The sequence below is a fragment of the Kitasatospora aureofaciens genome (assembly GCF_001188955.3).
GTDB classification, from domain to species: Bacteria; Actinomycetota; Actinomycetes; order Streptomycetales; family Streptomycetaceae; genus Kitasatospora; species Kitasatospora aureofaciens.
Map to the genome: position 1 here is coordinate 90,836 of NZ_JPRF03000043.1, position 11,846 is coordinate 102,681.

Sequence of the window (11,846 nt, forward strand, 5' to 3'; positions counted from 1 at the left end):
CCCGCGAGAACCGCGGGGCTGCCTCTTGGATGGTCATCCGGACGACTGGGATGCTCCTGCTGTGACCACCACGACGAGCCAACTGCAGACCGACGCCGGATGGGACGGCCCCTATTACCGGGCCGGCGCCGAAGGATTCGAGGCACTGTTCCTCCCGAGCCCTGATGAGGTGCTCGATGAAGTCTGCAACGTGGATGTCGAGGTCCGTCTCCCCGACGGCTCTCGCTGGAGTGCAACGATCTTCACCCTCGCCGAGGTGGACCGACTGATGAAGGGGTGGGAGGACACCGGAGAAACCGCAGATGGGCGGTACTTCTCGTGCTCGGACGGGCTGATCGTCCGAGGCCCCGGCATCCAAGGCATGGTGAGCGTGATCGCCAAGCTGCTTGCATCGGGAGAGTTCGACGGAGCCTTTCATCGCCTTCCCGACCCGGAGTGAGCTTCGGACGTCATGACACTTTTGCCCCTCGGCAGGACGATGCTCCCGCCCAGCTGACGGGAGCACACCAGCAACACTCACTCGAACGAGGTACGGCACCGACCTGCAAGTCTCAGATCGGTGCCGTTCCTCCTCCGGATCGCGACGACCGGGAACCCCGGGCTCCGCGCGCAAACGCTTCACCTGGTCGCCGAGATCGGCCGGCGCCAGCACATCGGTGACGGATCGCGCGAAGGCCTGCTCCATGTCGCCGAGGAGCCGCTGATGGTCGAGGGCAGCACGATGTGCCCGGTGGACTGGACGATCCAGGCCGCCCGTCAAGCGGTCACGGACGACCTGCCACTCCTGCTCCCGCTTCTCGACGGCTCCGACCCCGAGGTCCGCTCCCTGACCGCCTACGTCCTGGCGGCGGCGACCGACGAGATCCCACGTCTCCTCGGCCCTGCGGTTCAGGCTGGCGAACGAAGACGACGCGGTGGTCCGGGTGAGCCTGATCCTGGCGATCGCCCAACTCGCCCGCGAGCACCAGGACGACCACGCTCCCCGGTGGGCCCGGGACCTCTGGTCGGACCCGAGACGACCGCCCCTGGGTGGCGCGGTGCCGTGCTGGGGCTGGGCGCGGTGGGCGCGCAGTTCCCGGTCCCCGGAGCGCCGACTTGCTGTTCCCCGGCCGCCAGGCCGGACAGCCGATGAGCCCCGGCGCTCTCCGCGAACACCTACAGGCGGCAGGCATCTCCCCCAGATCCGCCCGAGTGACAGCCCTCCGGCACTACCTCCAACACGCGCCACCGCCGGTCGTCGCCAAAGCACTCGGCTACACCGAGGTCACCACCGCCTACGTCGCTACCGATGTCGGAGCTTCGCGGAGCCGGTACGCACCCGGCAGCCACACACCGTGACACCAGTCCCCATGCGGGAGCCGTCGGCCGACGAGGACGGGAGCAGGCTGGAGGAATGCCCACTGCCCGTCAGGTGACAGGGCTGCGATGCTGCTCAACCGGCTCTGACGTGCTGTGACGCCGACCAGGTGCAGAGAAAGCCGCTACCTCTCGGCTGCGCAGGTGGGGTCGGCGGCGGCCTGGACGAGGTTCTGCTCCAGGCGTTCCAGGGTGCTAAGGGCCTCGGTGCACTCGTCGGCCGAGAGACCCGCGGTGACGAGGTCCTCGAGCTGGCTCCAGCTCTGCTCGACCTCGCGGCGCAGGGCGTGGCTTGCGGCGGTGGGTTCGATGAGGGATGCGCGCTTGTCGGTGGGTGAGGGGCGGCGGCGGACGAAGCCGGCCTGTTCCAGGCGCTGGATGGTGCGGGTCATGGTGGCGGCGTCGGAGTCCAGTAGTCGTACGAGGTCGGTCTGGCGCTGGGGGCCGAGTTCCCACAGGTGCATCATGACCAGCTCCTGGCCCGGGTGGAGGCCGATGCGGCGCAGGAGTTGTCCGGCGAACATGCGGTGGAGCCGGGCGAGGCGGAAGATCGCGTGGCTGATGGGCCCGCCGCTGGCCGCGGCCGGGACCGGGACGCTCGCCTCCGGCCCTGTTCCTGCAGGGTCCTTCCCGGCCGCCGGGGTGGACTGTGTCATCTCTTCCTCAACTTTCCTGATCGGGCAGCTAATGCTATCGCGCGCCCCTGCCGCCCAGGGGGCTTCTCCGCCTTTGATCGTAACTGTCCTGGTGAACTGGCATGACCTGCATCACTCTCGGCCAGAAAGTGGCTCTCAGGTATTTACTTGTTCGAACAGGTATCTGCTACGTTGGATGTGTCGGGGCCACCGCCCACCACTCCTAGCGAGGGAAGAGATCATGACCACTGCTTTCGATCCGATCGTCGTCGGCGGCCGCCGTCTGGCCAGCCGCATCGCGATGGCGCCGATGACCCGAAGCCGCGCCTACGGGCCGGGCGCGGAGCCGACCGAGCTGATGGCCACCTACTACGCCCAGCGCGCCAGTGCCGGGCTGATCGTCACCGAGGGCATCCAGCCCTCGCCGGTCGGGCAGGGCTACCCCGACACCCCCGGCCTGCACACGGCCGGCCAGGTCGCGGCGTGGCGGACGGTGACCGACGCCGTGCACGCCGAGGGCGGGGTGATCTTCGCCCAGCTGATGCACACCGGCCGGATCGGCCACCCCAGCCTGCTGCCCGAGGGCCTGGTCCCGGTCGGCCCGTCGGCCGTGACCGCTAAGGGCCAGGTGTTCACCCACAAGGGCCCGAAGGAGTACGTCACCCCGCAGCAGCTGAGCGAGGCCGAAATCGAGCAGACGATCGCCGACTTCGCCGCCGCGGCCCGTAACGCCATCGAGGCCGGGTTCGACGGGGTGGAGATCCACGGTGCCAACGGCTACCTGGTCCACCAGTTCCTCGCCCCGAACACCAACCTGCGCACCGACGCCTGGGGCGGCAATGTCGAGGGCCGGATCCGTTTCGCCGCCGAGGTCACCGCCGCCGTCACCGAGGCCATCGGCAGCGACCGGGTCGGCCTGCGGATCTCCCCCGGCAACCCCTACAACGACATCGCCGAGCCCCAGCCGGGCGAGGTCTACGAGGCGCTGCTGGAGCGGATCGCCGACCTGGACCTGGCCTACCTGCACCTCATGGAAGGCCCCGACCGCGACCTGACCGCCCGACTGCGCAAGGCCTGGCCCGGCACGTTCGTCCTCAACCCCTTCACCTACCCCGAGGTCACCGGCCCCGACGCGCTGGCCCTGGTCGAGGACGGCACCGCGGACATGGTCGCCTACGGCGCGCTGTTCCTGGCCAACCCCGACCTCCCGGCCCGCCTCGCCGCCGGCGGACCGTTCAACACCCCGGACGCGGCCACCTTCTACGGCGGCGACCACCGCGGCTACACCGACTACCCCACCCTGACCGCCTGACCGGCGTGGCCACCCGCGCGGCCGCCTTCCCGGCCACACAGTGATCCAGAGCGTGTGACCTTCCCGCCTCCACCCGTCTTCACCTGGGAGTTTCCGATGTCCACTGCTATCACCTTCTCCGAGTACGGCGCGCCCGAGGTGCTCCAGCTGTCCGAGGTCGCCCTGCCTCAGCCGGGACCTGGCCAGGTCCGGATCCGGGTGCGAGCCGCCTCCGTGAACCCGCTCGACATGAAGATCCGCTCCGGCCTGATGGCCAAGGTCGCCCCGGCCCGCTTCCCGATGATCCCGGGCCTGGACGCGGCCGGTGTCGTCGACGCCGTCGGCGAGGGCGCCGGCGCGGCGGTGGGGGACGAGGTTCTCGGCGCCACGGTCGGCGGCAGCTACAGCGAGTACGCCCTGATCGAGCGGCCGGTGGCCAAACCCGAGGCCCTGTCGTGGGAGGTCGCCGCCTCCCTGGTCACGGTCGGCCAGACCGCGCACCGCGTCCTCGGACAGCTGGGCGTGCAGGCGGGGCAGACCCTGCTCGTCCACGGCGCCGCCGGCAGCGTCGGCTTCATCGCGGTGCAGCTGGCCGCCGCCCGCGGCATCACCGTCATCGGCACCGTCAGCGAAAAGGACATCGAGCGCGTCACCGCCCTCGGAGCCACCGCCGTCCGCTACGGCGACGGCTGGGCCGAGCGGGTGACGGCCGCCGCTCCGGGCGGCGTGGACTACGTGTTCGACGCCTCCGGCGCCGGCGTGCTCGCCGACTCCGTCGCCCTGACCGGCGACGCGGCCAAGGTCATCACCATCGCCGACATGTCCGCCCAGCAGCACGGCGTGCGCTTCAGCGCCGGCACCACCGACCAGGGCACAGACGCCCTGCCGGAGCTGGTCCACCTGGTCGCCGAGGGCCGGCTCACCGTGCCGATCTGGCGCACCTATCCCCTGGCCGAGACCGCCCAGGCCCACGCCGACCTCGAAGCCCACCGCAACCACGGCAAGGCCGTCCTCCTGCCCTGACCCCCCATGTGCCTCCGCCTCGCGTCGTCGGACGAGACGGCCCGGGACCGCAACCGGCACCCGAGCCTCAGCCAGCCACGGCCCCACCCAGAGGCACAACGAGCCGGACCGGCACGACGGGAGGCTGGACGCGATGGAACTCGCCACCATCCCCACGCCCGCACCACTGGCGGCCGGCGCGGACCTCACCGCCGGGTTCCAGGTCCTCGGCCAGAAGTGGAACGGCAGCGCTGGATGAACCCCAGCCCACCCCCGCCCAGGTCACCCGCCGACCAGACCTGGCCGAACACCTCGTCAGGCCACCGCTCCTGGTCGTGGCCGCGCACAAGCAGGCCTGAACTCGGAACAGAAGCGGGCCCCCGGGACGACCCCGCGCCAACGCGACGCCGGCTTGCGGTGAGGTCCAGTCGGTTCGGTGCTGGTCCAGGCCCGGCGGATGGCGGCCGCGTACGCCTGGTGGAAACGCAGATGGAGGGCGGGGCGGCAACGGCGTCAGGCTCAGCGCACGGCGGTTCGTGTGATGACTGCCTGGCCGCCCACCAGGATCCGCGGTTCCGGGTGGCTCCGCTCGGTTGTCGCAGTGATGGTGGACGGGCTGCCGAGGTGGTCGCCCATGTCGACCGTAAGGTTGCCGGCGCAGCCTGGCCTCCTGGTCGTGCATGTGGCCTACCCTGTCCCGGACATGCCGGGGACTCCGGGGCTGGTGACGGCCTGCGGGATCGATACCGCGAGCATGGTCAAGCACCCGTGGCAGCCGTTCGCGCCAGGCTCGCGCTGGTACCCGCCGTACCTTGCCCTGTGTGTGTGCTCGCGCTGTGACCGGGCTGTCCGGTCGGCGTGAGCGCGGATAGGCGGTCCGCCGCGGAGGGCGCTCGACCCGGGGGTGTCTCGGGCCCGGCAGGTGCTGGGGCAGCCTAACCGGGTCCAGCTCCCAAAGCGGGTCACCCCACGACCGGAGGGCACAGAAACGTGGCCTTCGGAGTCGATCACCGGAGGATAGGGCTCCATTCGCCCAACGACCTGGAAGGGAAACTGCGTGAGCGAGTCGGAGCGCCTCGAGGCGCTGATCATCAGCACGGCGCAGGAGCTGTGAAAGGACAAGGACGCCCTGGGCAAGCTCCTCGGGGTGGTCCGACGCAGCCCAGCCTGGGTGGACCTGGCGGGGGTCGGGAACAGCCCGTTCCGGCCGGCGAACGCCTCGGCCTACGGAGTGCGCAGCACGGAGTTCCAGGCGTAGCGCGCTGTTGGCGTGGCGGCGGCTCGTGTGTGGTGGGGATTTTCGGCGGGGCGGAAGTCTCCAGGCAGGCACGCCGTGTTGTAACTAGGCGACACGCCGCATTCGGAGCAATGATGTCGACTGGTCCGGGTGGCCGCGACAAGCTGTGGGCCTTGTGATCGAGATCGGCGCTGAGTCTCTCCTCCTCCTGGTCCCCGAGGCCGGGCACCATGGCGCCCGTTGACCAGCCGCCCGGCGACCCGTGCGGGAGCACGCACCTGGGCGAGGGTGCGCTGGGTTCGCTGGGTTCGCTGAGTTCGCTGAGTTCGCTGCCGGAGGTGGTGCTCGCGAAGCACACCGAGACCGGCCGGCTGGCCGCGCTGGCCCTGCAGTGGTGGAACGAGGGCGACCGCGAGGGCACGCTGGAGGCGATCGGCCAGGTGGTGCCGGCAGCGGAGGCTGCCGCGGCCGCGCTGAACACCCTGGTCGAACTCGACGAGGCGGCGGCGTGCACCGCGGCGGAGGAAGAGCGGCGGCGCCGGGAGAACATCGCCGCGAACTGGTGGGGCCGAGCCGGCCCGGTGACGCTCGGCGTCCTGCGCGCCCGGAGCAGAAGCCGGCGTTTAGCGGCCGGTGTTTCGGTCACACACGAGGCGTTGTCGGGGTCGGTTTGAGCGGTCGGCTCCGGCAACGTGCGGGGATGGTTTCGAGGCGGGCAACGAGGCAAACTCGAAGGCGGACAGCTTCTCCTCATGGGGAGGGAGCCCGCTCATGTCCGCCAAACGCATCATCCCTGCAGACGACAGCGACATCATCGGCCCGAGCCTGCGGATCACCACGCTGTCGACCGGGGAAACCGTCGTCTGCCGCCTCGCAGGCGAGATCGACCAGGTCCAGCGGCCCAAGCTGGAAAACGCCCTCGCGCGGGCCGTCAACCAGCGCCCGCACCAGCTGATCGTCGATATGGCCGCCGTCAGCTTCTGCGACTCCTCCGGCCCGAACGCCCTCCTCCAGACCCTCCAGGACGCGGCCCTGACCGGCACCCTCCTCGTTCTGACGGCCCTCCCACCCCAGGTCCGCCGACTCCTCGAAGTCACCGGCACCGACGAAGTGTTCACCATCCGTGACAGCGTCTACGCGGCCCTGCACGGCGACCGACCCCATCGGCGGAACCGGCCATGAACATATTTGCTTCGAGCCCGCCCGGACGTGCCCCCATCCGTGCGTGCCGCCGGTCGTTCAGCCAGCGTGCAGAGCGTCCAGGAGAGCGCTCTGCTGCTCGGGTCAGCTTCCCGTCCATGCGCGCCTCGTCCTGCTTGCGCAGCCACGCGCCGGGCCGGAACGCCGGGTCGTCACCCAAGGCCGGTGCGGTTGGCCGGGCCGTCCAGGGTGCCGCCGCCACTGCTCGCGGCGCACGGTGCCGTCTGCCAGCGTCACGGTGATCCAGGCCTCCACTACCCGCTCGGGCAGCGCCGGGTAGCCACGGCAGGGCTCCACACGACGTGATCGGCCGGGCCTCGGGAGGGTTGTGCGGGGGCGCTGTGCGAGGTTGGGTCGGGGAACCATTGGCATCGGGGCGGTCGGGGGGGTGGCGCGGAGTGTGGGGCAGTAGCCGGGCCTGGTCCTGGCTGCTGCCCCACGGGTCCTGCTCGGCGTCGCCTGGTCAGATGCTGGCCAGGGACCACCAGTTCTTGGCGTCGTTGCTGTTGGTGTCCAGCACCACGACCTGGTCGGGCAGGTTCTGGTACGGCGTCATGGCCTGTCGCGTGGAGCGGTTGACGATCTTGTACAGGTTGGTGAACACCGAGTGTGCCAGCTCCCACTGGAACTCGAAGCTGTCGTTGCAGCTGGCCTGGGTCACGTACGTCTTGCCGAAGTAGGTGAAGGGGGCGGGCTTGAGGCACTTGCCGGTGGCGTTGTTTCGGATGAGGTAGTAGCCGCCCTGCAGCTCCTCGAGCGTCCACTGGTCGCCGCGGGTGGCGCTGTTCGCGGCGACCATCCAGATGTTGTCGTCGTGGTCGTCGCCGAATCCCCAGGGGAGAAGGTGGCCGCTGGTGGCGGAGTTGACGATGGTGATCGGGCTGATCAGGTCGCCCGGCGCGGCGCTCGCGGGCTCGACCGACGTGCCGAGCAGCGCGGTCATCAGGCCGAGCAGGACGGCCAGGCGCGTCACGATGATGCCGTGTCGTGGACGCCCGGCCGCAGCAGGGGCGGGAGTCGTGGGCGTGCCCTGCGCTCCGGCGTGTTCGGGGATGGCGGCGGCGTCGGACGACCCGGCGGCTGTGCTGACGGCGCCCAGGGCGCGGTGGATACGCACGAGAAGACCTCCTGCAATGTACGTGGTCGGGGACAGTGGAAGCCGCCCTGGACAGCCTGGCGGCACTGTCAGCGATCGTTCATGTGCAGTGTGTACTCGGCGCTACCTGAGGGGGATCGTCCCTTCGGGGGGCGTGGGAAGCATTTCCCTGAGCGCGCAGTACGAACAACCGGCGGGCGGGCCGATGGTGCGCCCACCAAGCCACAGCGACTGAACCACCGACACGGCAGCACACCCAGATCCCCGACAGCAGGTCCAGACAACACCACTTCCAGGCCCATTCCACGGCACATCTGGTTGACATGTCGCACCTTCCGGCTCTTCGCGGGGTGGAGCTTCGCGTGGAGCACCCGCGTCCCCTGGCGGCGGTTCCGGAACTTCTACGGCTCGGGCGAGGAGATCGCCGGCCTGCTCGCCATGCTCGCGTCCGGGGACGCCGAAGCCGCTGACAGGGCCCTGCGGCAGCTCTGGGCGAATCTTCACCACCAGGGCGGCACGATCGCGGTGGGAGCACTGGCGGTGCCGTTCCTGCTCCGGATCGCAACGACCGGGCACCCCGGGCTCGGCGCGCAAACGCTTCACCTGGTCGCCGAGATCGGTCGATGCCAGCACATGGGGGACGGATCGCGCGAAGGCCTGCTCCAGGTCGCCCAGGAGCCGCTGAGGGTCGAGGGCAGCACGATGTGCCCGGTGGACTGGACGATCCAGGTCGCCCGTCAAGCGGTCACGGACGACCTGCCCCTCCTGCTCCCGCTTCTCGACGACCCCGACCCCGAGGTCCGCTCCACGACCGCCTACGCCCTGGCGACGGCGACCGGCGAGATCCCACGCGTCTCCTCGGCCCTGCGCGGCAGGCTGGCAACGAAGACGACGCGGTGGTCCGGGTGAGCCTGATCCTGGCGGCACCGGCCGCCGTCGAAGTTCTCGACGGCGGCCGGTGCCGGATCCCGGCAGGTGGATGTGGCGGTAGGTCAGCCAGCCGAGTATGGGGCGGCGGTGGCATCCGTGCGGTGGCCGAGCTCCAACTCCGGTGACATGCGGCCTCGCTGTTCTCTGGGGGTTCCGGTGCGACGCGCACCCTCGCCCGAATACACGGGACGGGCGCCGCGAACTGTTGCGTCCAACCGCGGAATCGGTCAAGAAGAGATCCCCTCGGCGTGTCCATGCCGAGCCAGGAGGGCCGGAGAGGTCCATCATGCTGATTTGATCTTCGGGTCGGGTGGCGTAGGAACTCCTGGCCACGGCCTCGGTGGCTCAGCGGGACTCAGGGGAACTCGCGGGATGTCGCACACTCGGTCAGCTCCAGCAGCGAGCCCTTCTTCCCGCCGATCGAGCCCCGGCACGTCCAGCACGGGCGCAGCGCGGCGTTCGCCTCTCAGGTTGCCTTCAGCTGCTCTTCGGCCTCCCGTTCCAGTCGCTCCTCGTATTCCTGATGGCAGTCCAGCAGCGGCCGCCGGGGCGGAGGGTCCACTGGCCGCCGAGCTCGTACTCGTAGGTGCTCTCCTCCTTCGGGACCTGGCCGCAGTCGACGCAAGCGAGGGTCCGCATCCAATCTCGGTGGGCCTGGCAAGACACTGCGGGCGTGGCCGCTGGACTGGCAGCGCCACTACACCGACTGCCTAGACAGCCGGGCGCAGCTCGGTGATCTGCTGCCGGGGATGACGATCCACGGGCTGAACGTGGGGCGGTGGCCGGAGAGGCAGCGTCAGCACATCGTGTGGCAGGGGCCGTTGGACGGGCAGCGCGAGCGCCTGGCCGCGCTCGGCGTCGAACCGCTGGCGGTCCCAGCCGAGGAGGCGGCGCCGAGGAAGAAGGCCGGCGCTGGGAAGCCGAGTTCCTTCGACCGGGGCGTGGCCGCGCTCGCCCAAGTACCGGGAGCGCACCGGATCGGTGACTGTGCCGCGCCAGCACGTCGAGGAGATCCCGGACGGTGACGGCGGCACGGTGGAGGTGAAGCTCGGGTTGTGGATCTCCAACACCAACAGCCGTCGGGCGAAGCTGGCTGGCGAGCAGCTCGACCAGTTCGTGCGCTCGGGCTCGACTGGCGCTGAGACCGGCCGGGCCCAGCGCCCGCCGAGACGCGCTCCAGGCCGTCCCTGCCCGCCTGTGCCCGTCGTGTCCGAGGAACAGCGGCCGGCTTGATAGGGCTCTTTGACTTTCCCGATACTCAGGTATTGGCCAGACCCGCTCGCTTAGTACTCCAGCTGTAGATCTTGACCTTGTGGGTCGAGCGGTCAGGGGCAAGGTGGCACTCCATCACCCCGTCGCAGCCGCAGATTGGTTCAACTGCACTTCTGAGCAGGCATCAGCCATCCGGCTCTGCCGTCGTGCGTGGCGCGAGGTGCATTCTGCTGTACGGGTGGATTCGGTACGCCGTCCGACGGGTGGTCAGGTGGTGCTCAGGCTGCTGGGGGTGTTCGCGCGCTGACAGTGGGGCGCGCGGCGGTCGCCGTGACGGGTGGTGCGGACCGGTGGTGACGCCGCGACGGGACGGGTGAGGCCGCGAACCCGAGTGTCGGCGGCGGAAGCCTGCCCGAGCGGAAGGGGACACCGTCCGGCCCCGGAGGAGTGTCATGCGCGGTGTCCGCCCGATCCGATCGCTGCTGGCCACGGCCCTCGCCCTGGTGGGCCTGGCCGTCGTGCCGGCGACCGCTCAGGCCCACGGCTCGCCCCCCGGCCACCATCCGCCGACCCTCGAGCGCGTCTGCCCTCAGCCGTCCGGTCCTCTCCAGGCGGCCTGCACAGCCGTGATCCGCACCGACGTGCCGCCCATCGCGTCCCTCCCACCGGGTGCCAACCCGCCCGGCCTCAGCCCGTTTGACATCCGCAGTGCCTACAAGCTGTTCGGCCAGCACGGCAGGGGTCGGACCGTGGCGGTCACCGACGCCTACCACGACCCCAACCTGGAGAGCGATCTGGCGGTCTACCGCCGCCAGTTCCACCTCCCCCCGTGCACCACCGCAAACGGCTGCCTGCGCGTGGTCAACCAGAACGGCGGCAGCACCCTGCCGACCACCGTCGACCCAGGCTGGTCGTTGGAGGAGTCCATCGACGTGGACGCGGTGAGCGCCGCCTGCCCGGACTGCCACATCCTGGTCGTCGAGACCGACAGCGCCGTCCCGGGCGACCTGTTCGCCGGGGTCGACCAGGCCGTCGCCCAAGGCGCGAAGTTCATCTCCAACAGCTGGGACTTGCCCGAGGCCTCGTTCGAAGGGGCCTTCGACTTTCACTTCAATCACCCCGGCGTCGCTTTCACCTTCGCCTCGGGCGACACCGGAGGCGTACCGAAATACCCCGCTTCCTCCCCTTATGTCACTGCGGTAGGCGGTACCACGCTGACACGCGCGCACAACCGTCGCGGCTGGACGGAAAGCGCCTGGGAGGGCACCGGATGCGGCTGCTCTCTCTTCGAACCGAAGCCCGCCTTCCAGCACGACACCATCTGCCCCAACAGCCGCACCACCGTCGACGTCTCCGCGGTCGCCACCAACTTCCCGGTGTACGACACGGTCCCCACTGTCTTCGGCATCGGCTGGCTCACCACCTTCGGCACCAGCATCTCCAGCCCGCTGGTCGCCAGCATGTACGCGCTGGCCGGCAACCCCGCCCCCGGTACGTTCCCCAACTCCTACCCCTACGCCCGCCCGCGGGACTTCTTCGACATCACCACCGGCAGCGCCGGAGCCTTCTCCGCGATGCCGGGATACGACGCCCCCACCGGCATCGGCACCCCCGACGGCGTCGACGGACTGCGAGACCCCCGGCACGAATGGCACGGCGCCACCGGATCGGGAAGCTGAGCCGGAAACGCTCGACGGTGACCGGGGCCGCGCACTCACGCTCCGCTCACCGGCCGGATGAGGCGGGCCGCAGGCGTCAGACACGACGCCTGCAGCCCGCCTCGGCTGCCCGGCCCGCCCTGGCAACGAACGCGCCGAGACAGCCGACCGCTCACACGCCCCGGATACCCAGAAGAGCCCTTCCGGCACGCGCAGACTGCCGGCATTC

The 11,846-nt window shown here is 70.2% G+C and carries 10 protein-coding genes; 7 read left to right on the forward strand and 3 right to left on the reverse strand.

Annotated elements, in window-relative coordinates:
- The first annotated feature begins 61 nt into the window (after positions 1–61).
- On the forward strand, positions 62–439 hold the full coding sequence (locus tag HS99_RS26640; RefSeq protein ID WP_030554695.1) for a hypothetical protein: 378 nt from the start codon (positions 62–64) through the stop codon (positions 437–439).
- 1,042 nt (positions 440–1,481) lie between these two features.
- Here the strand turns inward: HS99_RS26640 and HS99_RS26645 are convergent.
- Positions 1,482–2,012 carry a MarR family winged helix-turn-helix transcriptional regulator gene (locus tag HS99_RS26645; protein ID WP_030554694.1) on the reverse strand — a complete coding sequence of 177 codons (531 nt, stop codon included), beginning with the start codon at positions 2,010–2,012 and terminating at the stop codon, positions 1,482–1,484.
- Between the two features lie 220 nt (positions 2,013–2,232).
- Here HS99_RS26645 and HS99_RS26650 point away from each other — a divergent pair, with 220 nt between their 5' ends.
- The 4 genes from HS99_RS26650 (at position 2,233) to HS99_RS26670 (ending at position 6,703) form a co-directional block, all read left to right on the forward strand.
- Positions 2,233–3,303, forward strand: coding sequence for an alkene reductase (locus tag HS99_RS26650; protein ID WP_030554693.1), 1,071 nt, complete (start codon positions 2,233–2,235; stop codon positions 3,301–3,303).
- A 96-nt stretch (positions 3,304–3,399) separates the two neighbouring features.
- A complete protein-coding gene (locus HS99_RS26655; RefSeq protein WP_030554692.1) occupies positions 3,400–4,305 on the forward strand; it encodes an NADP-dependent oxidoreductase in 906 nt (301 codons plus the stop codon).
- A gap of 1,446 nt (positions 4,306–5,751) precedes the next feature.
- Complete coding sequence (locus tag HS99_RS26665) at positions 5,752–6,195, forward strand: hypothetical protein (RefSeq protein ID WP_030554689.1); 444 nt, start codon at positions 5,752–5,754, stop codon at positions 6,193–6,195.
- 97 nt (positions 6,196–6,292) lie between these two features.
- Positions 6,293–6,703: an STAS domain-containing protein gene (locus HS99_RS26670; protein ID WP_050366226.1), complete on the forward strand. Its 411-nt coding sequence runs from the start codon at positions 6,293–6,295 to the stop codon at positions 6,701–6,703.
- Between the two features lie 481 nt (positions 6,704–7,184).
- On the opposite strand, the gene HS99_RS26675 is transcribed toward HS99_RS26670, so the two are convergent.
- Positions 7,185–7,838: an RICIN domain-containing protein gene (locus HS99_RS26675; RefSeq protein WP_030554685.1), complete on the reverse strand. Its 654-nt coding sequence runs from the start codon at positions 7,836–7,838 to the stop codon at positions 7,185–7,187.
- A 297-nt stretch (positions 7,839–8,135) separates the two neighbouring features.
- Here HS99_RS26675 and HS99_RS26680 point away from each other — a divergent pair, with 297 nt between their 5' ends.
- Positions 8,136–8,726 carry a hypothetical protein gene (locus HS99_RS26680; RefSeq protein ID WP_232543287.1) on the forward strand — a complete coding sequence of 197 codons (591 nt, stop codon included), beginning with the start codon at positions 8,136–8,138 and terminating at the stop codon, positions 8,724–8,726.
- A gap of 498 nt (positions 8,727–9,224) precedes the next feature.
- On the opposite strand, the gene HS99_RS45250 is transcribed toward HS99_RS26680, so the two are convergent.
- Positions 9,225–9,386 carry a hypothetical protein gene (locus tag HS99_RS45250; RefSeq protein WP_157846648.1) on the reverse strand — a complete coding sequence of 54 codons (162 nt, stop codon included), beginning with the start codon at positions 9,384–9,386 and terminating at the stop codon, positions 9,225–9,227.
- Between the two features lie 1,025 nt (positions 9,387–10,411).
- On the opposite strand from HS99_RS45250, the gene HS99_RS26690 reads away from it, so the two are divergent.
- Complete coding sequence (locus HS99_RS26690) at positions 10,412–11,638, forward strand: S53 family peptidase (protein ID WP_046387339.1); 1,227 nt, start codon at positions 10,412–10,414, stop codon at positions 11,636–11,638.
- The last annotated feature ends 208 nt before the right edge of the window (positions 11,639–11,846 follow it).